Genomic DNA, 24,800 nt, shown 5'->3' with positions numbered 1-24,800 from the left:
GCTGTATCCCTGTCGTTCTACTTGCATTGCGAGGGTGGAGGGCCTAGATAGAGGTCATTCCATTCATCTTCCGCTTCTTTTCGGGGGGTGGCCCTGACGGGCCGCCTTTTTTGTCTTGTCTCAACAGAACACATCTTCCGGTCTCGAACTGCCTCATCTGACGGGCCTTGAAGCCCGCATTGCGGAGCGGATCGTGCCGACGCTGGCGGACCTGGGCTACGAGCTCGTCCGTCTTTCCGTTCTCGGGCGCGACACCCCGACCATTCAGATCATGGCGGACCGTGCAAACGGCTCCCTGATCTCCGTGGAGGACTGCGAGCAGATCAGTCACGCCGTCGGTGCCATCCTTGACGTGGATGACCCGATTCCAGGCGCATGGATGCTCGAAGTATCATCAGCTGGAATCGACCGCCCTTTGACCCGTGCAAAGGACTGGGAACGATTCGCCGGACATCTGGCCAAGGCTGAGCTTGATGTTCCGCTCAATGGCCGTCGTCGTTTCTCTGGAACGGTGATGGGCACGCGGGATGGCAAGGGCGTGATTCGTCTGGACGACGGGACTGAAGCGGAGCTGCCGTTGGCGGAAGTTCGCAAGGCCCGTCTGATCCTGACGGATGCCCTGATTGAGGCAAGTGCTGCCCTTTCGGGTATCACACCTGAAGCGGAGAGTGACGGCGAGACGCCTCGCGTTCCGAAACTGAATCCGAAGAAGCCGGGGAAGAAGAAACAATGACCCGTCTCATGCTGGCTGGAGGTCCGATCTGATGGACACATCTGTTATCCGCCCTGAACTGCTGCTGGTCGCAGACGCAGTCTCGCGCGAGAAGAACATCGACCGCGAAGAAGTGCTGGAAGCGATGGAGCAGGCCATTCAGAAGGCTGGCCGCGCCAAGTATGGTCACGAGAAGGACATTCGCGCGACCATCGACCGCAAGACGGGCGAAGTTCGTCTCAGCCGCTGGACGGAAGCTGTCGAGCAGGTGGAGAATGAGGACACGCAGATCCCCATTCACATTGCTCGTAAGTTCCAGCCGGAAATTCAGATTGGCGAACATCTCGTTGATCCACTGCCCCCGATCGACTTTGGTCGTATTGCAGCGCAGACGGCCAAGCAGGTCATTGTGCAGCGCGTGCGTGAATATGAACGCAAGCGCCAGTTCAATGAATTCAAGGATCGCGTAGGCGAGATCGTCAACGGTACCGTCAAGCGGACCGAGTACGGCAACATGATGGTTGAAATCGGCAATGCCGAAGGCCTTCTGCGTCGTGACGAGCTGATCCCCCGCGAGTCTTTCCGAAATTCGGACCGTATTCGCGCGTATATCTATGATGTACGTGACGAGCCGCGCGGCCCGCAGATCTTCCTGTCACGGACGCATCCGGCATTCCTCGCCAAGCTGTTCGCCCAGGAAGTGCCGGAAATTTATGACGGTATCATTGAGATCAAGGCTGTTGCCCGTGATCCGGGGTCCCGCGCCAAGATGGCTGTCATTTCCCGTGATGCTGCAATTGATCCGGTCGGTGCCTGCGTTGGTATGCGCGGTTCGCGCGTTCAGGCCGTTGTGGCTGAGTTGCAGGGCGAGAAGATCGACATCATTCCCTGGAGCCCGCAGGCTGCAACATTCGTTGTGAATGCGCTGGCACCTGCTGAAGTCACCAAGGTGGTGATGGATGAAGAAGCAGGGCGTGTTGAAGTCGTGGTGCCGGATGAGCAGCTTTCGCTCGCGATCGGTCGCCGCGGACAGAACGTACGTCTGGCCAGCCAGCTGACCCGCTGGGACATCGATATTCTGACGGAGGCCGAGGAATCGGAGCGTCGTCAGGAAGAGTTCCGCAAGCGGACTGGCCTCTTCGTTGACTCGCTGGATGTGGACGATGTGATTGCCAGCCTTCTGGTTACAGAGGGCTTCCACTCCATCGAAGAACTGGCTTATACGGAGCCGGGCGAACTGCATGACATCGAAGGCTTCGATGAGAGTGTTGCCGAAGAGCTGATGCTGCGTGCAAACGAGTATCTGGCTGGCAAGGAACACGAGCTGGACGACAAGCGCAAAGAGCTTGGCGTGACGGACGATGTTGTCGATCTCGGAGTCTTCACGAACCAGATGCTGGTGACGCTTGGTGAGAAGGGTGTGAAAACGCTCGACGATCTGGCGGATCTGGCAGGTGATGAACTCGTGGACATTCTTGGCGCAGACGCCATGGATGAAGATGCCGCGAACGAGGTCATCATGGCAGCCCGTGCCCACTGGTTTGAAGGTGACGAATCGGCTGAAGCCGAAAAGAAGGACGGGGAGTCGACCGACGTCTGATATTTCTGATACTGATAATGGTCCCATTCGCGGTGCTTTAGGGCGCCGCGCTTCAGAGCGCCGCTGCCTCGTGACCCGAGAGCAGAGGCCGCCTGAAAGCATGATCCGTTTCGTGGTCAGCCCGGATAATCGGGTTGTGCCAGATCTGGCCGCAAAGCTGCCAGGTCGGGGAATGTGGTTGAGTGCCAGCCGGGATGTGTTAGATAGCCCCCGCACCCGACAGGCTTTTGCACGTGCTGCAAAGGCCCAGGTGTCTGTACCGGACTGTCTGGCGGATCTCGTCGAGGCGGCACTGGGGCAGAGGATGTTGGACGCTGTCAGTCTGGCCCGAAGAGCGGGGCAGGTTGTCTGCGGGTTTCAGAAATGCCGGGAGTGGCTCATTTCCGGTAGGGCAGGGGTGGTGATCCGTTCCGAAGGTGCAAGCCTGGACGAGTTCTCCAGACTGGTGTCGGGCCGGCGATCTCTGCCGGTGGTGACAGTTCCCGATCGCGTCCTGGCTTCGGCGTTCGGCCGGGACCGGGCGGTCTATGCGGTGATGGCGCCGGGTGCGCTGGCACAGCGCCTGATCGCCGAACATGAGAGATTTTCGGGAGTGGCAGGACGTTCACTCCCAGACCCCAAAGGGGTCAGTAAGGAACAGGCGGAACTATGAGCGACGGCAACGAGCGCAACCAGGACGGAACACAGACCCCATCACAGGGCGGCGAACAGAACAAGACTGGCCGCCTGTCCCTACGCCCAGCAGGACGTCAGGAGGTCGGTCGTACAGTCGACGCTGGCTCCGTGCGTCAAAGCTTCAGCCACGGCCGTTCAAAGGTCGTGCAGGTTGAAGTTCGCAAGCCCAAGCGTGCAGCTTCCGGCCCGGGTGGCTCGGCTGCTGGCGGTGCACGTGGTGGTCGTGGTGCTGGTGCTGGCGGTCGCGCCCTGACGGCTGCGGAGCTTGCAACGCGTCAGCGCGTTCTGGAAGCACAGCGTAAAGCTGCGGTTGAAGAGGCTGCGCGCCGCGAAGCCGAAAAGATCCAGATCATGTCGGCTGCAGAAGCAGCGCGTCGTGCCGAGGAAGAGCAGCGCCTTGCCGCAGAGGCAAGAGAGGCTGAAGAAGCTGCGCGCATCGAGCGTGATCGTCAGGCGATCAAAACCGCAGAAGACGCGCGCATCTTCGCTGAAGAAGAAGCCCAGCGCGCTGCACGTCAGGCAGAACGCGAAGCTGAAGAAGCGCAGCGTGCTGCCCCGCTTGATCCGCGGACACATTCAACAGGTGGTGTGCAGCTTGCAGCCCCTGTACAGCGTCTGCGCCCTCTCGCAGAACGTGCAATCATGCCGGAGCGCCCGGTTCAGACTGCGCGTCCTGCGCCTGCAGCACCTGCACAGCCTCGTGGGGGTGAGACGCTTCATCTGCGTTCTCCGGCCGCAGCAGCCGGTGGGGAAGAAGAGCGTCGTGCTCCTGCTCGCCGGAGCGGTGGTGCACCCAGTGGGCCGGCTCAGCGTCGTTCTACCCAGCCTTCTCCTCGCAAGAGCCCTGGCGGCAATGATCGTCGCAGCGGCCGTATCGATGTTCGTGCAGCGATTGAAGGTGACGACGGTAAGACCCGTTCGCTCGCTTCAGTTCGTCGTCAGCGCGATCGCGAGCGTCGCCAGGCAGAGCTCGAGCGTCTGCGTTCTGATCAGGTTCGCGTTGTGCGGGACGTGATCGTTCCGGAAACCATCACGGTTGCTGAACTGGCTAACCGTATGGCGGCTCGTCAGGGTGAAGTCATCAAGTCGCTCATGAAGATGGGCGTTATGGCGACGGCAACCCAGAGTGTTGATGGCGATACGGCAGAGCTGGTCGTTGAAGAATTTGGTCACCGCGTGAAGCGCGTTGCTGAAAGCGACGTGGAGATCGGTATCGAAGGTGTTGAAGATCGTCCGGAAGACCTGAAGCCTCGCGCTCCGGTCGTTACCGTGATGGGCCATGTTGACCATGGTAAAACGTCCCTGCTGGACGCCCTGCGTTCTGCTGATGTGGCTGGCGCCGAAGCCGGCGGCATCACACAGCATATTGGTGCGTATCAGGTCACGGCACCGTCTGGTAAGAAGATCACTTTCATCGATACGCCGGGCCATGAGGCGTTTACGTCCATGCGTGCCCGTGGCGCATCCGTGACGGACGTGATCGTGCTGGTCGTTGCTGCGGATGACGGTGTCATGCCTCAGACGATCGAAGCCATCAAACACGCCAAGGCGTCGAACGCTCCGATCATCGTGGCCATCAACAAGATGGACAAGCCAGGCGCTAACCCGGCACGTGTTCGCCAGGAGCTCCTGAGCCACGAGATCGTAGTGGAAGACATGGGCGGCGATACGCAGGATGTCGAAGTGTCGGCACTCAAGCGTACGGGTCTGGATAAGCTGGAAGAAGCTATTCTGCTGCAGGCTGAAATGCTTGACCTGAAGGCTAACCCGGATCGTATGGCCGAAGGTACGGTGATCGAAAGCCGTCTGGATCGTGGACGTGGCCCTGTGGCTTCCGTTCTTGTTCAGAAGGGCACCCTGCGTCGCGGTGACATTGTTGTCGCTGGTGCAGAGTGGGGCCGTGTTCGTGCGGTTCTCGATGATCGTGGACGTCAGCTCAAGGATGCAGGGCCGTCCATGCCGGTCGAGATCCTCGGCATTACGGGCGTTCCGGGTGCAGGTGAGCCGTTCGTTGTTGTTGAAAATGACGTCCGCGCTCGTGAGATCAGCGAATTCCGTCAGCGTACCATCAAGGAAAAGCAGGCTGCGACGCAGGTTGCTGCCCGTGGCACACTTGATCAGATGCTTGCCCGTATTCAGGCTGGTGATCAGAAGGAAGTTGCCCTTCTCATCAAGGCGGACGTTCAGGGTTCTGCGGAAGCAATCTCAACGACCGTCCAGAAGCTGGCTCATGAGGAAGTTGCAATTCGTGTCCTGAACGCAAGCGTCGGTCAGATCACGGAAAGCGATATCCAGTTCGCCAAGGCTTCTGATGCCATCATCGTGGCGTTCAACGTTCGTGCGACGACGCAGGCTCGTGAACTGGCGCAGCGTGAAGGTGTGGATATCCGCTACTACTCCATCATCTACCAGGTGGCGGACGACGTAGAGCAGCTCGTGAAGGGCAAGGTTGCGCCCAAGCATCGCGAGAAGTTCCTGGGCTATGCGGAGATCCGTCAGGTCTTCAACATCACGAAGACTGGCAAGGTCGCTGGTTGCTACGTCACCGAAGGCCTCGTCAAGCGTGGCTGTGGCGTGCGTCTGCTGCGTGAGAACGTGGTCATCCATCAGGGTGAACTCAGCCAGCTCAAGCGCTTCAAAGACGACGTCAAGGAAGTGGCTCGTGGGTATGAGTGCGGTCTTTCCTTTGCAGGTTACAATGATCTGCGCGAAGGCGATGTCGTCGAGTGCTACGAGATGGAAGTGATCCCGGCTTGAGCTCACGTTCCAGAAATGACCTGAAAGGCCCGGCCGGCGTTGTTGCCCAAGGGCCGAGCACTCGCCAGCTTCGGGTGGCAGAAGAGGTTCGCCGGACTCTGGCGGACATCTTCGCCCGCACGGAGTTTCGTGATCCTGACCTGCTGGATGTTCGCATCACAGTTACGGAAGTGCGGGTTTCCCCAGACTTTGGTCACGCGACAGTGTTCGTGACCCGACTGGGCAGAAGCGATGTGGAAGAAGTTCTTCCTGCTTTAAAGCGGGTTTCTCCCTTCCTTCGCTCCGGGTTGGCCAAGGTGCTTCGGCTGCGAAGTGTTCCGGAAATTCATTTCCAGCCAGATACGGCGCTGGATAATGCGATGGAACTGGATCAGCTCTTTCGTTCACCGGAAGTCAGCCGAGATCTGGAAGACTGATTTTGCACAACACCTCTGGCCTTCGGGTCAGGGGTGTTTTTGCATTTACAGGCCAGACTGGTCTATCAGCGCCCGATCATGAGTGAGGGATGCTGGACCAGTGGCAAGAAAACGCGGACGCGAGATTGACGGATGGCTGATTCTCGACAAGCCGCTTGGCCCAACGTCTACGGACATGGTCAATAAACTGCGTTGGGAATTTGACGCGAAAAAAGCGGGCCATGGCGGCACGCTCGACCCCTTGGCCTCAGGCGTCCTGCCGATCGCATTTGGCAAGGCCACGCGGACTATTCCCTATATTATGGATGCGACAAAGCGTTACCGCTTTACCCTCTCTTTGGGGGAAAGCCGCACAACCGATGATCGCGAGGGAGAAGTTCTTGCAACGTCGGTTCATCGTCCAACAGATGATGATCTACGCGCCTGTCTCCCCGCTTTGACGGGAGACGTAATGCAGATTCCTCCCGTGTTCTCTGCATTGAGAGTTGGTGGAAAACGGGCTTACGATCTCGCGCGTGCTGGCCGTCCGCCGGAGCTTCCGCCACGCCCGGCCCGGATAGATTCGATAACGCTGGTAGAACGTCCGGATGCGGATACTGCGGTTTTTGAAGTGCAGTCTGGCAAGGGCGTTTATATGCGGTCTCTGGCGCGAGACATCGCTCTTGCGTGCGGAACGGTGGGGCATATTTCTGTCCTGCGTCGAACGAAATGCGGGCCGTTTGATCTGTCCCATGCCATGACGATTGACGAGATAGCACTGGACAAATCGACTCAAACTGTGGACAACGCCGATGCTCTTCCGGCTCCTCTGCTGGATGTAGCGACCGCGCTGGTCGACATCCCGGCGCTGGCCGTTACCGAAGCGGAGGGAAGAATATTGATCTGGGGCCAGTCTCTTGACCCTTCGGATCTCACATATTCTCTGCCGGCCGTGTCACAGGAGGGAGACCATTTGTGGCGTGCGATGATCGGAGAGCACGTGATTGGCCTGTGTCAGATCCGCGATGGACGGCTCAGGGCAGCACGGATGCTGGAAAACCACGAGTTTTTTGGAGAACACGATGTCGATTACTGCAGAACGCCGCACGGCTCTGATCGCTGAATACCGCCAGAACGAGACCGACACGGGCTCGCCGGAAGTTCAGGTTGCGATCCTGACCGAGCGCATTGTTAACCTGACCGAGCACCTGAAGACCCACAAGAAGGACTTCCACTCCCGTCGTGGTCTTCTGATGATGGTCGGTCAGCGTCGTAGCATGCTGGACTATCTGAAGCGCAAGGATCAGGCTCGTTACCAGAGCGTGATCGAGCGTCTCGGCCTGCGTCGCTGATACGTCGTCCGGGGGCTTGCCCCCGGACACCCCTGCCATCGGTCTTTCCGGGGGTGAGGTGCGCGACCGGCGTTTCAGGCCACATGGTGTCGTGCCGGGGGCTTCCCGCCACCACCGCCATGCCGTCCGAAACGCTGCTCCGTCACCTGCCGGATGTCCAGATGATGGCTCGTTCCTAATCTAGGAGAACGATATGTTCGATTATTTCCGTAAGGAAATCGAGTGGGCCGGACGCCCGCTTATTCTTGAGACCGGCAAGATTGCCCGTCAGGCTGACGGCGCTGTCATGATCACCTATGGTGACACGGTCGTTCTGTGTACGGCTGTTGGTGCCAAGAGCGTCAAGCCGGGACAGGACTTCTTCCCGCTGACAGTCAACTATCAGGAAAAGGCTTACGCCGCTGGCAAGATCCCAGGTGGGTTCTTCAAGCGCGAAGGTCGTCCGTCTGAAGCAGAAGTGCTGAATGCACGCCTGATTGACCGTCCGCTCCGTCCGCTGTTCCCGGACAACTTCCGCAATGAAGTTCAGGTTACAGCTACGGTTCTGAGCCATGACATGGAAAACGATCCGGCGATCGTTTCCCTGATCGGTTGCTCTGCTGCCCTGACGCTGTCTGGTATTCCGTTCTTCGGTCCGGTTGCTGCTGCTCGCATTGGTCGCATCGATGGCAAGCTCGTCGTGAACCCGACGCTGTCCGAAGTTAAGGACAGCACGCTGGATCTCGTTGTGGCCGGTACCTCTGAAGGCGTGCTGATGGTTGAGTCCGAAGCCAGCGAGCTTTCGGAAGAGACCATGCTGGAAGCCGTGACCCTGGGTCACACGTCTTTCCAGCCTGTGATTGAAGCCATCATCGCTCTGGCCGAACACGCAGCCAAGGCTCCGTGGGATCTGCCGACGCTGACGAAGGAAGAGATTGCTCTTCGCAAGCGCGTCGAAAAGGTCGGCAACAAGCTGATGGCCGATGCCTACAAGGAGCGCGTCAAGCAGGCACGCTACAAGAAGGTTGCTGAAGCCAAGGACCGCATCAACGAGATCCTTGCTGAAGAAGGTCTCGACGTTGAGCTGGCCAAGCCGATGCTCAAGGAGCTGGAAGCTCAGGTTGTTCGCGGAACCATTCTCAAGAGCGGTATTCGCATCGACGGCCGTGACCTGAAGACGGTTCGCCCGATCCTTGCAGAAGTCGGTATCTTGCCGCGCGCCCATGGTTCTGCCCTGTTCACCCGTGGTGAAACGCAGGCTCTGGTCGTTGCAACGCTTGGCACTGGCCAGGACGAGCAGATCATTGATGCGCTGGAAGGCGAATACCGCTCGAACTTCCTGCTTCACTATAACTTCCCTCCGTATTCGGTGGGCGAGTGTGGTCGTATGGGTTCTCCGGGCCGTCGTGAGATTGGTCACGGCAAGCTGGCATGGCGCGCGCTGCATCCGCTGCTGCCGTCCAAGGAGCAGTTCCCGTACACGATGCGTGTCGTCTCCGAGATCACGGAGAGCAACGGCTCCTCATCCATGGCAACCGTCTGCGGTACGTCCCTGGCGCTGATGGATGCCGGTGTTCCGCTGCCGCGCCCGGTTGCTGGCATCGCAATGGGCCTGATCAAGGAAGATCGTGGCTTTGCAGTTCTGTCCGACATTCTGGGTGATGAAGATCATCTGGGTGACATGGACTTCAAGGTTGCCGGTACGGATCAGGGCATCACGGCCCTTCAGATGGACATCAAGATCACGTCCATCACGCCGGAAATCATGGAGATTGCCTTGGAGCAGGCTCGTGGCGGTCGTATCCACATCCTCGGCGAAATGGCCAAGGCTCTGACGGAAGGCCGTACGGATGTGTCCGGCAATGCGCCGAAGATCACGACGATGTCCGTGCCGAAGGAAAAGATCCGCGATGTGATCGGTTCCGGTGGCAAGGTCATTCGCGAGATCGTCGAGTATTCCGGTGCCAAGGTGGACATCGGGGATGACGGCACGATCACGATCGCTGCGTCCAATGACGAGCAGGCCCAGAAGGCTATCGCCCGCATTGAAGGCATCGTGGCTGAGCCGGAAATCGGCCGCATCTACGATGGTAAGGTTGTGAAGACGGCCGACTTCGGTGCGTTCGTGAACTTCCTTGGGCCGCGTGATGGCCTGGTGCACATCTCCGAGCTGACGCAGGGTCGCGTTGCCAAGACGTCCGACGTTGTCCAGCAGGGCGATGCCGTGAAGGTCAAGGTCATCGGTTTTGATGACCGCGGCAAGGTGAAGCTGTCCATGCGGGTTGTCGATCAGGAAACTGGTGCCGATATCACGGAGAGTGTGGGGGCCAAGGCCGGCCGTCCGCCCCGTCGCGACGCCGAGTGAGTCCTCGGGCGGGGCTCGCAAGGCCCCGCCTTTTTTGTGTGAGTATCGGAGACATCGAGTCCCCATGAAGTTGATCGACACCCTTCGTTTTGGTGGTCAGGATGTTCTGCCTCTCGTCGAGGGGGGCAAAGGTGTTTCTGTCTCCACCGGTACTTCGGCAGGTCATTGGGCCGCTGCCGGCGGAATTGGAACCATTTCCGCCGTCAACGCTGACAGCTACGACGAGCAGGGGCGTCCTGTTCCCCAGATTTACCACGGACGGACCCGCCGTGAACGGCAGCGCGAACTGATCCGCTACGCCATTGATGGCGGCATTGCCCAAGCGAAGATTGCCCGTGAGATCTCAGGTGGCAAAGGACGCCTCCATGCCAATATCCTTTGGGAAATGGGCGGCGCCGAAGAAATCATCGAGGGTATCCTTGAGGGCGCGCCGGGCGTTATCAATGGCCTGACCTGTGGTGCAGGCATGCCGTATCGCCTGTCTGATATCGCGATCAAGTACGGCATTCCCTATTACCCGATCGTGTCTTCAGGGCGTGCATTCAACGCGCTCTGGCGCCGTGCGTACAGCAAGGCTCCGGAACTGCTGGGTGGCGTGGTGTATGAAGATCCGTGGCGCGCAGGCGGCCATAATGGTCTCTCCAACACGGAAAACCCGTTGCACCCGGAAGATCCGTTCCCGCGCGTGCTGGAGCTTCGTCGGGTCATGCGTCAGTATGGTCTGGATGAAACGCCTATCATCATGGCCGGTGGCGTCTGGGCTCTGGAAGACTGGCAGGACTGGATCGGCAACCCGGATCTGGGGCCGATTGCCTTCCAGTTCGGAACGCGCCCTCTGCTGACGAAGGAAAGCCCGATTCCGGAGGCCTGGAAGCGCCGTCTTTTGACGCTGAAGAAGGGGGATGTTTATCTGAACCGCTTCTCTCCGACTGGCTTTTATTCCTCTGCAGTCAACAACAGCTTCATGCATGACCTGCGAGGCCGCTCGGAGCGTCAGGTTGCGTACAGCCCGGAAGCCACGGCAGAGCTGGATGCACCTTACGGCGTCGGTGCACGCAAGCGCGAAGTGTTTGTGTCCTCAACCGACCGTCAGCATATTGCAGGTTGGGAGGCAGCGGGCTTCACCGAGGCGCTGCGCACGCCTGATGACACGCTGGTTTTTGTCACTCCCGACAGTGCCCGTGAAATCCTGGCTGACCAGACAAACTGCATGGGCTGCCTGTCGGCGTGCAAGTTCTCCAACTGGATGCAGCGTGAGCCCTACACCAACGGTCAAAAAGCTGACCCGCGGTCTTTCTGCATCCAAAAGACGCTTCAGACGATTGCGCATGCTCCGAATGACGAGCATGCGGATGATGTGGTTGACCACAACCTGATGTTTGGTGGCACGAATGCCTGGCGCTTCGGAACTGATCCTTTCTATGCGAATGGATTTGTTCCTACAGTTGGTCAGCTCGTGGAGCGTATTCTGACAGGACGATAACATGACGGTGCGTGATCCACTGGCGCGACAGGCTTCATTGAACCGCACCCGTCATCTGACTTTCCTGTCACAGTTTCTGGCCCGTCATTCCGTTCCCCTCAGCCCGGAGCAACTTGCTCCTGCTGAGGGTGTTCGGGCGGCCCTTGCAACAGTTGTTGCCCTTCTTCCTGCTCTTTATTTTCATCAGGCTGTTTTTGCCTGGGCTGCCTTTGCAGCATTCTGGTGCTGCCTGATTGAACCCGGTGGCACACCGCGTGAGCAGTTGCGCATCCTCGGCATCTTCACGGTTGCGGGTGCGGTACTAGGCGGTGTGACGTCCCTGATTGCGACATTCCCATATTGGGGTGTCATTCCCTGGTTGATCGTGACAGGTCTGTTCGCGGGGCTGGCGCGTGCCTTAGTCCCCAGCATGGCGCTCCTGTGCGCGTTGCTGGGCTGCGTCATGCTCGCCGGGATCGGGTTTCCGGCGCATTCATTCAACGACGCCCTGACGATTGCGCTCGCCTTCGGTGGCGGTGGCACATGGGCGATCGTGCTGTGCCTGATCCTGTGGCCGCAGCATCCCTATGCGCCTGCACGGCGGGCTGTTGGGGGCTGCTATCAGCTTCTTGCCGTGATGGCCGGAGAATTGGCCGCAGGTCGTCTTCAGGAGACGGTTCACCGCCAGACGATCCGCACGGCCATTGAGCGCGCGAGGGGTGTTGCCCTTCAGATTGATGCAGGCCATGCCAGTTACAGTATGCGTGGTCGCCTGATTGCCTCTCTTGCCGGCGCAGAACGTCTTTTCACGGCGATGCTCGCTGTTGAGCATCTTGTTGAAACGCGCGGACTGGATTTTGAAGCACGGGGAACACTCGCAGCATTTTCGGCGCTTTGTCAGCATGCCAGTGAGGCTGCTTTGTCGCCCAATCCGGACTTAAAGCGTCTTTCCGGGGAGGCGCTCGGTTTAGCTGATCGTATTCGTGTGCGGTCTGGCACGATCGGAGAGTTGGTGGCGACCAGTGCACGGACGCTTGGCACGCTCGCGGACGGTCTGGCTGAGAAAGCCCGACTCCCTTTTGATGCTGATGCGCCCAAGCACGTTGCCCGGCTGACGCCTGTGATCTGGCGTCATGCCCTCCGCATGGTCGTTGGTCTTCTGGGGACCTATCTGGCAACGCAGTGGCTTGGCCTGAGCTATGGCTTCTGGGCTCTTGTGGCCGTATTGCTTGTTATCCAGCCCTCCGGCCAGACAACCCTGGTGCGAGCTCTGGAACGCGTTCTGGGAACAATCGGCGGGGGTGTTCTGGCACTTTTGGCAACGCCGTTCCTGCCGGGGCCGTCCGAAATGATGGTCGCGCTTGCGTTGTTCGTGATTGGCGCGATTGCTATGCGCGCGGTCAACTATACGCTTCTGGTTCTGTTCCTGAGCGCACATTTCATTATCGTCACGGAAATGACGATGCCGTCTGACGGTGTCGCATGGCTCCGTATTCTGGATAATACGCTTGGTAGCCTAATTGGCCTTGGCTGCGCTTTTGCACTTTTTCCCCAACGGCAGACGCAGGACATGGACGGTCTATTGCGCGCCGCGATTGTGGGAAACATCCGTTATCTGTCCGCCGTGCTGAATGGCAATGATACGGTTTCTACTGATCGCACGCAGCGTCAGGCAGGGATTGACACCACACGGGCGGAGTTTGCCCGTGGCTCGCTTCCGCTTCTTGGTGGGCTTTCTGGTGTGGGGCCGGGGGCGGAGCGCATGCATGCCTTGTTACGCGCGCTCAGAAGCCTGAGCGGAGAAGTCACGCTGCTTCGGTTTGATATGGCTGCCGGGCTGTGTGCGCCTGATCCTCAGACCGGCCAGTTCTGGAAGGAAAAGGCCGAAGCTCTTGAAGCAAGAGAGCCACTCGCGGAAATTGCGGGGCAGCTTGAGAGTGGTGAGATTATGTCGAGCATTGCGGCACTGAAGCGTTCTGATCGACCCGCTGCCAGCGAAGAAGCTCAGGGACCGGTTCTCTCCGGCCCCTGAAGGGGGCGTCAGTGGCGTCCACCCCCACCGGGGCCACCGTGACCGCCCCCACCATGTCCGCCCCCTCCAGGGCCTCCTCCGCCGCCCGGACCTCCGCCATGGAAGCCACCGCCGCCGGGACGGCCACCACCAGAGAAGCCTCCGCCTGGCCGACCGCCCCCTCCGGGTCTGCCTAGTGGTGAGCCACCCCCAGGGCGGCCACCACCGCGGTATCCACCTCTCCAGCGGCCGCCTCCGGCCGGTCCGACAGCGTAGCCCGGTCCCCAGCCGCCCCAGCCACCGCCGCCCCAGCCAGTGTTGTAGTAGCTGCCGCCGTAGCCACCCCCGCCATAATATCCGTCGTAGCCGTCATAACCGACGCAGCCTGACAGAAGTGGGACGAGGGAAAAGGCGCCCATGAGGGCCAGTGTGCGAGATAAACGTCTGATCATTTTGCGTCCCCCGATGCGTTGGGGTCATGCCACTCCATCAGCCCGAAGGCCGCGCCTGCAGGGTCGGCGACAATGGCAATGGTGGTGTTTTGCCGGTCTGGATGCGGCTGTACGAGAATTGTCCCGCCAAGCGTCACGGCTTTCTGGGCCACAGCATCCACGCTGTCCACCTGCACGAAGTTCATCCAGCGTGCATGCGCCCCTTCAGGGAGGCGAGTGGGGAGCGGATTAATTGTAGCGCGCGCGAAGGATTGGGATTCCAGCAAATAAGCCGTGCCACGCTTGGCGTCCTGGACTGCTTCGACCGTATAACCAAACAGCTTCTGGTAAAATCCGGCCGCTGCGTAGGGATTGTTCGTCAGCAGGGCGCTCCAGATCCATGTTCCCTGAGCGGGTGGCGTCTCAACATCCGGCTCATCACCTGCGCTGGAATGCAGTGCGGCGAACAGGCCTCCTTGCGGATCTGCCAGGACAGTCTCGTGGCCCCGTCCTTCAACCATTTGAGGTTTGAAGAGAATATGGCCGCCCCAGATTTTCGTTGCTTCTGCGGCTGCTTTTACGTCTGACACGGAAATGAACGGGAGCCAAAGCGGGTCCCCATGATGTGCCATGCGTGGAAGCTCGACCAGGCCTGCGACTGGCGCTCCGTTCACCAACGCCTGTGCATATTGCCCTTTTGAGACGGGAACGTCCTGAAAGGTCCAACCCAGAAGCGACCCGTAAAAAGCCTTGGCGCTTTTGAGGTCTGGCGTTGTGAGTTGGGCATACACAATTTTGCCTGGCAGGAGTTGCGCCTTTGACGGGGCACTGGCGGTCGCAGGTGCATCAGCGGCCTGAAGCGCAGGAGCCGCACCCAGGCACAGACTTCCGGCCAGGAACAGGGACGCGTGACGCAGTCTTTTGCGAGGAATTGAATGGAACGGAGGCAAGGAAAATCTCCTTCAGGGCAGGAGAGAGCCTGCAATGCAGTCTCGGCGTTCAGGCTGAACGCTTGAATGACTGTATTGTTCCATATCGGCCCTTTTGAGAGAGCGTTTTCAGATTAAAGCGAGTTCCGCCAGTTCTCTGCGGAGTTGAGGCGGAAGATCAGCAACCCCATCACTGCCTGCCGACTGGCCGAGATCAGGGGGCGCATCTTTCGGATCCAGATATCGCCATCCCTGAAAGGGGCGCATGGTGCGGGGCTGAACAGGAATGATGTCGTCTGAGACTACAATCAGCGTTCCTTCCGTCCCATCCGGGCGACGGCAGGCCTCAAGCCCTATGATGGGCTGACGGCATAGAATCATGCCGTCCATCACGCGGTAAAGAGAGCCGCCGTCCAGAACTTCGGCTGCACGTTTGGGCATTGTTCGCGTGGGGACGGCGCCATGACCGTTCACACGCGGGTGCTGCATGCGCTCACGCAGCACCTCGATGGTCGGGCAACCGACGGCCAGCTTGATGATGTTCAGCATGTCGGGTGCCCTTCCGGAAAGTCTGGTGTCAGTGCGTTCCCATGGCATTCTGAGCCTGGGCGACGAACTCGTTGATAAAGCGCTTCGTATCCACGGACTGGACGATTTTCACCTTACGAAGGCCCATGCCCTTGGGTGCAGTCGCGTCCGGCCAGACATGCGCATGTCCGTAATCCATGCCGGGTGCCGTATTGATGTCCATATAGGCATCGACAGACTTCGTAACCAGATCTGGCTCTACAGCAATTGCAGAAGTCAGTTCATCCCACAGCGGAAGCGGGCCGTAGAACTTCTGAAGATACTCCGTGACCGGCGTTTTCTTCTCCGCGATGCGGTTCATCAGCTCATGCGTCATCATGATGTCGTTGGAGACATTGCCGACGCATGTGATGGCAGCCCACGGCGCGGTCAGTGTGATGTGGGCTGCTTCCGGATCGCCGATCATGTTGAAGTCTGAGGCAAAGTCCGCATTGCCTGTGATGGACATCATGCTGGAGTCCAGCAGGCCACCCATGAAGACAAGCTGCTTGGCCGTAGCGGCAAAGGTGGGGTCCAGACGGATGGCAAGGGCAAGGTTGGTCAAAGGACCTGCCGCGATGATCGTGACCTGATGCGGGTGATCATGAACGGCCTTGATCAGCACCATCGCCGCGGGGAGCGGATCGACAGCCATATGTGGCGTGCCTTCGGCCATCTTGCCGAGTGCGGGCTGTGTTTCTGGAGTGTGGTCAATGGAGCCCAGACCACCCCATGCGCCCTTCCAGGGAATGGTGCCGTACTGCTTCTCACGAAGCTTCGTTGCCGCCACGGTGTTGACGAGTGGCATGGTAGCGCCATCCGCTACGGGAACCTGAGTCTGCTTTGCAATTTCTAGGAAGCGACGGAGATGCGCGGATTCAGCGTTCTCCCAGTCGTCTCCGATCGTCACGGTCAGAGCCAGAAGATTGACGTTTTCGCGGTTGAGCAGCGGGATGACGGACTGGATATCTGAGCCGCCTGGGCCGAGATAGTCGTTATCTTGAATATAATATCCCGGAGCCACAGGGGCAGCGGACGCAATGCCGGTCAGAGCGCAGGCAGCAAGGAGGGCAGAGAGAATGGATCGGCGCATGGTCTCGTCCTGTTAATTAACGCCCGATCATGCCTTCATGTGACCAATCTTGCCAGTAATGCTTCAAGACGAAGTCTTCCTTCGCCCGTTGCCTTTAGAATTCCGCCGTCACGGGTGAGGTAGTTTTCTTCCAGACAAGCCTCAAGCATGAACGTATCGACGCACTCTTCCATCGGTCTCCCAGTGCGTTCGGCAAATCTGGCTTCATTGATGCCTTCAGACAAACGCAGCCCCATCAGAAGCGCTTCCCGGCCACGTTCTTCCGCAGACAGAAGGGTTTCGTCCGTACTGCCAGAACCCGTTCTTTCAACGCGGTCCGCCCAGGGTTCGGGCGCGCGGTGACGACGGGTTGCGTAAAGCTCTCCATCCAAAGTCAGGCGACCATGCGCGCCGGGGCCGATGCCGATATAATCGGCGTAGCGCCAGTACGTCAGGTTGTGGCGGCTTTCCGCGCCGGGTCGCGCATAGTTGGAAACTTCATAGGGGAGGAGGCCATGCTTTGCGGCCGTATCACCGGTGAGGTCATAAAGGCGCGCAGCGTCTTCGGCATCCGGGAGCGTCAGTTCTCCACGCCGGTGCAGGGCTTCGAACTTCGTGCCGGGCTCAATTGTGAGCTGATAGAGCGACAGATGGTCTGCCACCAGATCCAACGCGGTAGACAATTCATTTTGCCAATCAGCATCGCTCTGGCCGGGGCGGGCGTAGATCAGATCAAACGAAATACGCGGAAACAGCGTGCGTGCAATTTCGAGTGCACGAATAGCCTGTCCTGAAGAGTGTTCCCGACCGAGCATTTTCAGGGCGTCGTCGCGAAGGCTTTGCACGCCGAGCGAGACGCGGTTTACGCCTGCCTGACGGAAAGCGGCAAATTTTCCGGCTTCGACGCTGGTCGGATTTGCTTCGAGCGTAATTTCCAGATCCGGCTCGGCATCAAAAAGCTGATGCGCATCTTCGATAAGAGCTGCGACCGTTTCCGGAGCCATCAGGGACGGTGTGCCGCCGCCGAAGAAAATGGAGCGGAGTGGCCGGCGGCCAAGACGGGCCGCGTCATGCGCCAGTTCACGACGCAAGGCTGCGGCGAAGCGCTTCTGCGGAATTTCATCCCGGACGTGGGAATTAAAGTCGCAGTAAGGGCACTTCGCCAGACAGAATGGCCAGTGAATGTAGAGAGAAAGAGGTTCGGTCAAATTGCAATCCGGACGCCAAACTCCACCACGCGATCAGGCGGGATACGGAAGAATTCCGTGGTCGAGGCAGCATTACGCAGGAGAAGCAGGAACAGCCACATCCGCCAGAGCTGCATCTTGGGAACGCGGGAGCGAACGACGAGCTCATGGGACGTAAAATACGAGGCCTGAATGGCATCAAACGCCACACCAAGTGCCTTCAGCTCCATGAGCGCACGCGGCAGGTTTGGCATTTCCATGAAGCCGTACCGGACGATCACGCGATTGATGTTCGGGGCCAGTTCCTGAACGATCGTGCGGTGGCCACGCTCAGCCTCTGGCTGATCAAGGTTCTGCACGGTCACGAACATGACGTGCTCATGCAGGACCTTGTTGTGCTTCAGATTATGCAGCAGCGAGTTCGGGACCACATCCGGATTGGCTGTCAGGAAGACCGCAAGACCCGGAACGCGGATGGTCCGGGACTGTGGCAGACGGGCCAGAAACGAGGCCATGGGCATGGAGTCAGCCTGCTGCTTGGCAGCAATCAGGCCACGTCCGCGCTTCCAGGTGGTCATGACGATGGTGCTGATAATACCGATGGCGAGTGGGACCCAGCCGCCATCCGGGATCTTCAGGACGTTGGCGGAGAAGAACACCGCATCCACGACAAAGAACAGACCGAACACAGCGCCGACGGCAGCGGCACTCCACTTGAAGGTGCGGCGGAACACGACCATTGCCAGAACGCAGGTGCACAGGAACGTACCGGTCACTGCGATGCCGTATGCGGCGGCCAGTGCAGCGGAGGACCGGAAGGACAGAACCAGTACCAGTGCGCCGAAACCGAGGATCCAGTTCAAAGATGGCAGGTAGATCTGTGCCTCTTCTGAGGCATTGGTGTGCACAATGCGGGTACGGGGCAGGTAACCGAGCTGAATGAGCTGGCGGCAAAGCGAGAAACTTCCCGAAATCCCGGCCTGAGACGCAATGACGGTCGCGAAGGTGGCAAGGATCAGAAGCGGGATCTGCGCCCAGTGTGGCCCGAGATGATAGAACGGGTTGGCCAGTGTTGCCGGATCATGGATCAGCAAAGCCGCCTGGCCGAAATAGTTCAGGGTGAGGGATGGCAGAACGAAAAACAGCCATGCTTTGCGGATGGGGGCGCGGCCAAAATGGCCCATGTCAGCATAAAGTGCCTCGGCACCCGTCACGGACAGCACGACAGATCCCAGCGCGATAAACGACAGGTATCCGTGCAGGACAATGAATTCGAGGGCAAAGGTGGGCGAAAGCGCCAGCAGAATGTGCGGGTAAAGCAGAATGCCCCGGACACCGAGAATCGCCAGAACGGTGAACCAGAGCACCATGATCGGCCCGAACGCCTTGCCGATTTTGCCCGTTCCGAGGGCCTGCGCCGCAAAGAGTGCGACCAGAACTACCATCGCGATCGGGATGATGACATGGCTGGCAGAGGGAACGGCGATTTCGATGCCTTCAACGGCAGAAAGCACCGACACGGCCGGCGTAATGATGCTGTCCCCGAAGAAAAGACAGGTGCCTGCAATGCCGACGAGACCGAATAGCCATCGGAATTTCTGGGATTTGCAGACGCGCTGGGCGAGGGACATCAGGGCAATGATGCCACCTTCACCATCATGGTCTGCCCGCATGATGAGGATGACGTATTTGAAAGTCACGATCAGCATGAGCGCCCAGAACGTCAGGCTGGCCAGCCCCATGACTTCCCAGGCTGCTGCCGGATGCTTGGCAGAACCTACAATGCCGACGGAAGACTGAAGGGCGTAGAGCGGGCTCGTTCCGATATCGCCATACACGACACCCAGAACAGCCAGAAGTGCGCCAAAGCCGCCGGGCTTCTTGTGGCCGCCAGAGCCCTCTGTGTCACCGAGTTCAGAAGTGTTTCCGTCTTTGTGCGCCTGTTCGATGGTCTGAAGGACTTCGCCGCTGTCCACCGGAACCCCGGCGCCGGGGTAAGGAGGGGAAGCGTGATCGCCGTCGTGTTCTGGCATCGGTGGTTCCATTTACGGGCATCGCAGGAAACCATCGCCTCACAGGGATGTGTCGAAGCGTGGTCTATTCCCCCTCATGACAAGATTTCTTACAGGGATGCAAGGTGCGCGTTAGGATCCGGTCATGGGGCGGGAACCAAAAATGGCACTTCCAACCCTTACAAGAGTGGCGCCTTCGGCAATGGCTGTCTCGAAATCAGCCGACATGCCCATGGACACCACGGGGAGCCCGTGGCGCTGTGCAAGCTGTGTCAGGAAGTGGAAATGCGGAGCGGGGTCTTCATCTTCTGGCGGGATACACATCAACCCACGCACCTTCGCTCCAAAGCGCAGCATTGAGGCCTTGATGAACGCGTCCGCTTCATCGCGGGGGATGCCAGATTTCTGTGGCTCGTTCCCTGTGTTGACCTGAATGAGCAACTCTGGAAGGCGGCCTGTCTTCTCGGCAGCCTTTTCCAGCGCATCAGAAAGGGCGGGGCGATCCAGAGTCTCGATCACATCTGCGATGCGACAGGCATCTACGGCCTTGTTGGTCTGGAGGCCACCGATGATGTGCAGGCGCAGGTCTGGCCAGGTCTCACGAAGCGCTGGAAATTTGGAGGCCGCTTCCTGAACGCGGTTCTCACCAAAGACGCGCTGACCGGCCTTCAAGGCCGCTTCCACGGCATCCTGCGGATGAAATTTGCTAACGGCAACGAGGCCCACATCCGTGGCAGGGCGGCCTGATATCTCGCAGGCCTGAATGATGCGACTACGGATGGCGGAGAGATTTTCTGCAATCTGATCGGACATTGCGGCAGAAGACTCCATTGCGTCCGGCGCCGCAAGATGCGATTTCGGCAGCATGCGAGAGATCAACGCCCGATAATGACACAGAATACGCCCCCTCGCGGCTCCGGCCGTCCGAAGAACCCGTCCGCGTCCCGCCAGGGAGGACGCCGTCCGAAGCCGGGACAGGAGCGCCGCCCTAGTCCAGATCCGACACGTGATCTTGCCTTCGACATTGTCTGCGGTGTGGTCGAACATCGCCGTATGCTCGAAACGACGCTGGACCGTGCCGGGCCGATGGACCCGCGGGATCGTGCTTCTGCGCATCGTCTGGCGGCAACAACGCTACGGTACATGGGGAGCATGACTGAAATTCTTCAGCCAATGCTGCGCCGTGAACCGCCCGAGCCTGTTCGGTGTGCGTTGCTTCTGGGGGTGGCGCAGCTGTTGCATCTGGAAACGCCACCGCATGCAGCGGTAGGCACGATTGTTGACCTGCTGCGTCGTCGCGGTCTGGCGCCTTTCGCCGGGCTGGCGAATGCCGTGCTTCGGCGTGTGGCGCGTGAAGGGCGCGATCTTCTGGAAGGGCTCGATGACGCCAGACTGGATGTTCCGGCGTGGTTGTGGAGCGCCTGGGGCCATCGCGCACGGTCCATTTCCCGCGGGCTGCATCGTGAGGCGCCGCTGGATTTGAGCCTGCGCCCGGGGGCAACGGCTCCTGAAGGTGGCGATGTCCTGCCGACGGGGACTGTGCGTTATCCGGCTGGGACACGGATTGCGACAATGGAAGGCTTCGAAGAGGGGCAGTTCTGGGCACAGGATGTGGCTGCTGCCATGCCTGTAAAGCTTATGGGGGATGTCGCCGGGAAGACGGTGATTGACCTTTGTGCGGCCCCAGGAGGCAAGACGGCTCAGCTTTCTGCTGCGGGCGCAGATGTCACGGCCATCGAAAAGGAAGAGTCCCGCGCAGTTCGCCTGCGTGAGAACATCACCCGGATGCGCGCAACCGCTGAGACGATTGTTGCAGATGGGTTGAAATGGCGCCCGAAAGCACCGGTTGATGCGGTGCTGCTGGATGCGCCGTGTTCAGCAACAGGGACGTTCCGCCGTCATCCGGATGTGCTGTGGATCAAACGCCCGCGTGATGTCACGGCATTGGCGGAAGGTCAGGACGCTTTCATTGACGCAGCGCGTGACATGCTGAAGCCGGGTGGCATGCTGATGTATGCCGTCTGCTCTCTTCAGGATGAAGAGGGTCCGGATCGCATCGCAGCCGCGCTTGAACGCGGGGGCTGGAAGCATGTGCCGTTCACGGATGAAGAACTGGCGGACATGGCGATTGCCCGGACTCCGGAAGGATTTTTCCGAACACATCCCGGTCTCTGGTGGGATCGGGGCGGAATGGACGGCTTCTTTGCCGCCAGACTAATCCGCGTTTAAGAATTAAAGCCTGCCTGATTTTCAGGCAGGCTTTTTTTTTGCGCTCGCTCCGAAAATACCAATATTTTAGAAATAATATGCAAAATACTTTCATGCGAAGGTTGCTCGCTCAACCTACGAGTATTTACCGCGAAATCGTACCTCAATGCGTAGATGGAGAGCCTTCTGAGTCTTTATCAAAGTGCGCTTGTTGCCTCTAAAGGCATGAAAACAAACAGAATAATTTCAACGCAGATGTGCTTTTGTAGCGCCAAGTTCTTTTATAAATTTTTTTATAAATATGTTTTCATGATCCAAAATATCTAATTCTAATATTTTTTTTAAGGAGTATGGTCCGAAAAAAACAAGAAGAGGACGAGAAAATGACAAAAAACAAGGCAGTAAAACCAGTATTTTCTCTGGCATTTATTCCATTATTTCTGGTGATATCTGCATGTTCTGGTAGTGGATTCTCCGAGTCTTCTAAAAAGAACGAAAAATTTTCTCAGACAATTGAGAATATTTCACCGTACGGAAATACAATTCCAGATCGCGCCATGTTCTGATCTGCCAGCATGGCTGGATGTGAGGTTTTTTAGAGCGTCGTCTCTTGGGAGATGGCGCTTTATTTTTGTCCAAACCTGAAAGGACCTGACCTGCGGTTGGATACGTCGCGGGCAGGCCGGTGCGGAAATCTCCTTGCTTCCGATTTGGTGATATAGTTATGTAAATCACTAGAACGGAAATGAGGCGTACGAAATGGAGTCCCGGGCAGAGAGATTTGAGGAGGTGTGTTGTGGATGGTGCGTGGAATGAGAGCCAGCCGATCTATCAGCAACTCCGGGACAGGGTGGTCGGCATGATGCTGGACGGCGCTGTCGCTGAGGGTGATGCGATCCCGTCGGTTCGACAGGTTGCAGCCGAATGTCAGGTGAATCCTTTGACCGTGATGAAGGCGTATCAGCAGCTTTCTGATGAAGGGCTGGTCGAGAAGCGTCGTGGTCTTGGACTGTTCGTGGCGCAGGGTGCACTGGCGCGTCTTGGTGAGAGCGAACGTCAGAAATTCCTGACGGAACAATGGCCGGAAACGCTACGGACAATCCGTCGTCTTGGTCTCAGCCTGGATGATCTTCTCAAAGAGGGAGATGTCGCATGATCTGTATTGAAGCACAGGGTCTGCGAAAAGTGCATCGCGGCGGCAAAGGTGTTCTGGGCATTGACCTCAGTATTCCATCAGGCCGGATTGTTGGCCTGATCGGGCCTAATGGCGCAGGCAAGACGACGGCTCTGAATGCCATTCTTGGTCTTGTCCCTTATGAAGGTTCTCTCAGGGTTCTGGGGCGTGATCCCTGGCGTGAGCGCGAAGCGATGATGCAGGATGTCTGCTTTATTGCCGATGTGGCTTTGCTGCCGCGCTGGATGAAGGTCTGGCAGGTTCTGGACTATGTCGAAGGCGTTCACCCACGGTTTGACCGGAGCCGGGCAGAGCACTTTCTCTCCCGGACAGACATTCAGAAGCGTTCCCGCGTGCGGGATCTGTCCAAGGGTATGGTCGCGCAGCTTCATCTGGCGCTGGTCATGGCTATTGATGCCAAGCTGCTGGTACTTGATGAGCCGACGCTGGGGCTGGACCTGCTGTATCGTCGCGAATTCTACATCACGCTTCTTAATGATTACTTCGACCATGACCGCACCATTCTGGTGACGACCCATCAGGTCGAGGAAATCGAGGATATCCTCACGGATGTGATCCTGATCGGGGATGGTCGCATCACCCTACAGGACAGCATGGAAAATCTGGCGCAGCGTTTCGTGGAACTGAAACCCAGAGCGGAGACTTCGGACGCTGCCCGACATCTGGGGCCGATCAGTGAAAGGCTCATCATGGGGCAGCCGATCATGCTTTTCGATGGTGTGCCGCACAGTGAACTGGCGCCCCTTGGCGAAACACGCCAGCCGCGACTGGCCGATCTGTTTCTGGTGCTGATGGGACAGAACCGTGGGAACAGGAAAGGGGCAGGGGCATGAGCGGATATGGAAAAATGACGTGGACGCTGAAGCAATACGTCTGGTCTGTCAGGCGAGAGCTTTGGGGAAACCGGTTTTTGATACTCGGCCCTTTGGTAATGGTTTGTCTGCCATTGGTTCTTCTCTGCTTGAAGCTGCACACGAGCCACCTCAAGGTCATAAAAGGGACGGCAGAAATTGTTCCACCAACCCTGTTGTTCAGGATCACGGCGGAAATGCTGTTTGGGATCGCCAATGTCGCAGCCCTGACGGTGGGGTGCATCTATGCGCTCGGTACGTTCTATAATGAACGTAAGGACCTGTCGGTGCTTTTCTGGAAGTCTCTGCCTGTCTCGGACCGATTAAGTGTGGCGGCCAAGGCGAGTGTTGTGCTTGCGATCGGCCCTATTTTATCGCTGTTTTTAAGCTGGGTGGCGACGATCGTTCTTATTGTCGCGACTGCGCAGGCATACGGAATTTCTCCGGTGGGTCTGGCAGAACAAGCCAGTGTAGGTCATCTGATGATCGATGATGTTGCCTATATCGTGCTGAATACTCTGTGGTGGTTACCGATTTATGCCGTTCTGTTCCTGGTCTCAGCCAGTGTCAGAACCGTTCCTGCGGTCTGGGTATTAGGGGGACTGGCGGGTCTTTACATTGTGGAAGCCATTGGTCTGCGTACGAACCATATTACGGGCATCATATGGGACCGCTTTTTGCATTTTCCCGGGACTGGCTTCCACGATGCCCAGATGAAGATCATCGCCACCCAGTCTGATGGGTTTGATGTACAGCATACGCCAACAGATAAGATCGTAACCGGACATCTGGACTTTCTAGCTCTGTTTTCGATGCCTTCACTTTGGTGGGGTGTGTTGCTGGCGACGGTCTGCTTCGTTCTGACAGTCTGGCTGCGTCGCCGGGCAGAGCCTATCTAGCACTACTTTGGCAGAAGTAAGATTTTTAGGATTCCCATGTTGCTGATTGCGTGATTCATGGGGAGCCAGCTTTGACGGAGGCTGGTATTGGAAGAAGACTGGCAAGCGGATCTTGAGCAATGGCTCGTCCCGTATCTGGAA

General features: G+C 58.4%; 22 protein-coding genes. 15 read left to right on the top strand and 7 right to left on the bottom strand.

Going from position 1 to position 24,800, the window contains the following annotated elements; all coding sequences use genetic code 11:
* Positions 1-115: 115 nt before the first annotated feature.
* The 10 genes from rimP to KP705_RS06940 all read left to right on the top strand — a co-directional run bounded on the left by rimP (position 116) and on the right by KP705_RS06940 (position 13,329).
* Positions 116-733 (top strand): ribosome maturation factor RimP, encoded by a 618-nt coding sequence (rimP, locus tag KP705_RS06985; protein ID WP_046900031.1) that lies wholly within the window; start codon positions 116-118, stop codon positions 731-733.
* 31 nt (positions 734-764) lie between these two features.
* On the top strand, positions 765-2,312 hold the full coding sequence (gene nusA / locus KP705_RS06980) for a transcription termination factor NusA (RefSeq protein WP_046900030.1): 1,548 nt from the start codon (positions 765-767) through the stop codon (positions 2,310-2,312).
* Complete coding sequence (locus KP705_RS06975) at positions 2,242-2,964, top strand: RNA-binding protein (protein ID WP_374195556.1); 723 nt, start codon at positions 2,242-2,244, stop codon at positions 2,962-2,964. The genes nusA and KP705_RS06975 overlap by 71 nt, the downstream gene beginning before the upstream one ends.
* On the top strand, positions 2,961-5,744 hold the full coding sequence (infB, locus tag KP705_RS06970; protein ID WP_046900028.1) for a translation initiation factor IF-2: 2,784 nt from the start codon (positions 2,961-2,963) through the stop codon (positions 5,742-5,744). The genes KP705_RS06975 and infB overlap by 4 nt, the downstream gene beginning before the upstream one ends.
* Positions 5,741-6,160 carry a 30S ribosome-binding factor RbfA gene (gene rbfA / locus KP705_RS06965; protein ID WP_046900027.1) on the top strand — a complete coding sequence of 140 codons (420 nt, stop codon included), beginning with the start codon at positions 5,741-5,743 and terminating at the stop codon, positions 6,158-6,160. The genes infB and rbfA overlap by 4 nt, the downstream gene beginning before the upstream one ends.
* 100 nt (positions 6,161-6,260) lie before the next feature.
* Positions 6,261-7,262, top strand: coding sequence for a tRNA pseudouridine(55) synthase TruB (gene truB / locus KP705_RS06960; RefSeq protein WP_202206348.1), 1,002 nt, complete (start codon positions 6,261-6,263; stop codon positions 7,260-7,262).
* Positions 7,222-7,491: a 30S ribosomal protein S15 gene (gene rpsO / locus KP705_RS06955; RefSeq protein ID WP_007283842.1), complete on the top strand. Its 270-nt coding sequence runs from the start codon at positions 7,222-7,224 to the stop codon at positions 7,489-7,491. Before truB ends, rpsO begins: the two co-directional genes overlap by 41 nt.
* 193 nt (positions 7,492-7,684) lie before the next feature.
* Positions 7,685-9,835, top strand: a complete 2,151-nt coding sequence (gene pnp, locus KP705_RS06950) for a polyribonucleotide nucleotidyltransferase (RefSeq protein WP_211507283.1) — start codon at positions 7,685-7,687, stop codon at positions 9,833-9,835.
* A 64-nt stretch (positions 9,836-9,899) separates the two neighbouring features.
* Complete coding sequence (locus tag KP705_RS06945) at positions 9,900-11,318, top strand: nitronate monooxygenase family protein (protein WP_046900024.1); 1,419 nt, start codon at positions 9,900-9,902, stop codon at positions 11,316-11,318.
* Between the two features lies 1 nt (position 11,319).
* The gene (locus KP705_RS06940; RefSeq protein WP_215764225.1) at positions 11,320-13,329 is read left to right on the top strand and encodes an FUSC family protein; all 2,010 of its coding nucleotides are present in this window, start codon (positions 11,320-11,322) and stop codon (positions 13,327-13,329) included.
* Between the two features lie 8 nt (positions 13,330-13,337).
* Here the strand turns inward: KP705_RS06940 and KP705_RS06935 are convergent, their stop codons facing one another.
* The 7 genes from KP705_RS06935 to KP705_RS06905 form a co-directional block, all read right to left on the bottom strand.
* Positions 13,338-13,760 carry a hypothetical protein gene (locus KP705_RS06935; protein WP_215764224.1) on the bottom strand — a complete coding sequence of 141 codons (423 nt, stop codon included), beginning with the start codon at positions 13,758-13,760 and terminating at the stop codon, positions 13,338-13,340.
* Complete coding sequence (locus tag KP705_RS06930; protein ID WP_252348276.1) at positions 13,757-14,689, bottom strand: VOC family protein; 933 nt, start codon at positions 14,687-14,689, stop codon at positions 13,757-13,759. The genes KP705_RS06935 and KP705_RS06930 overlap by 4 nt, the downstream gene beginning before the upstream one ends.
* 108 nt (positions 14,690-14,797) lie before the next feature.
* Positions 14,798-15,217, bottom strand: coding sequence for a DUF1489 family protein (locus KP705_RS06925; RefSeq protein WP_046900021.1), 420 nt, complete (start codon positions 15,215-15,217; stop codon positions 14,798-14,800).
* Positions 15,218-15,245: 28 nt separating this feature from the next.
* Positions 15,246-16,328 (bottom strand): nucleoside hydrolase, encoded by a 1,083-nt coding sequence (locus KP705_RS06920; RefSeq protein ID WP_046900020.1) that lies wholly within the window; start codon positions 16,326-16,328, stop codon positions 15,246-15,248.
* Between the two features lie 35 nt (positions 16,329-16,363).
* The gene (gene hemW, locus KP705_RS06915; RefSeq protein WP_203548352.1) at positions 16,364-17,515 is read right to left on the bottom strand and encodes a radical SAM family heme chaperone HemW; all 1,152 of its coding nucleotides are present in this window, start codon (positions 17,513-17,515) and stop codon (positions 16,364-16,366) included.
* Entirely contained in the window at positions 17,512-19,539 is a 2,028-nt protein-coding gene (locus KP705_RS06910) for a potassium transporter Kup (protein WP_046900018.1), read from the bottom strand. Before KP705_RS06910 ends, hemW begins: the two co-directional genes overlap by 4 nt.
* Positions 19,540-19,638: 99 nt before the next feature.
* On the bottom strand, positions 19,639-20,373 hold the full coding sequence (locus KP705_RS06905) for a YggS family pyridoxal phosphate-dependent enzyme (protein ID WP_046900017.1): 735 nt from the start codon (positions 20,371-20,373) through the stop codon (positions 19,639-19,641).
* 21 nt (positions 20,374-20,394) lie between these two features.
* Here KP705_RS06905 and KP705_RS06900 point away from each other — a divergent pair, with 21 nt between their 5' ends.
* From KP705_RS06900 to KP705_RS06880, 5 genes are all read left to right on the top strand, one after another.
* Positions 20,395-21,735, top strand: a complete 1,341-nt coding sequence (locus KP705_RS06900) for an RsmB/NOP family class I SAM-dependent RNA methyltransferase (protein ID WP_046900016.1) — start codon at positions 20,395-20,397, stop codon at positions 21,733-21,735.
* 362 nt (positions 21,736-22,097) lie between these two features.
* Complete coding sequence (locus tag KP705_RS06895) at positions 22,098-22,280, top strand: hypothetical protein (RefSeq protein WP_152659209.1); 183 nt, start codon at positions 22,098-22,100, stop codon at positions 22,278-22,280.
* A 230-nt stretch (positions 22,281-22,510) separates the two neighbouring features.
* Positions 22,511-22,870: a GntR family transcriptional regulator gene (locus KP705_RS06890; protein ID WP_080951414.1), complete on the top strand. Its 360-nt coding sequence runs from the start codon at positions 22,511-22,513 to the stop codon at positions 22,868-22,870.
* Entirely contained in the window at positions 22,867-23,742 is an 876-nt protein-coding gene (locus KP705_RS06885) for an ABC transporter ATP-binding protein (protein WP_046900013.1), read from the top strand. The genes KP705_RS06890 and KP705_RS06885 overlap by 4 nt, the downstream gene beginning before the upstream one ends.
* Positions 23,739-24,659, top strand: coding sequence for an ABC transporter permease (locus KP705_RS06880; protein ID WP_046900012.1), 921 nt, complete (start codon positions 23,739-23,741; stop codon positions 24,657-24,659). Before KP705_RS06885 ends, KP705_RS06880 begins: the two co-directional genes overlap by 4 nt.
* Positions 24,660-24,800 lie beyond the last annotated feature (141 nt).

This window comes from Gluconobacter sp. P1D12_c (genome assembly GCF_018812105.1).
GTDB lineage: Bacteria > Pseudomonadota > Alphaproteobacteria > Acetobacterales > Acetobacteraceae > Gluconobacter > Gluconobacter oxydans_A.
This window is presented reverse-complemented; position numbering and strand designations above follow the sequence as displayed.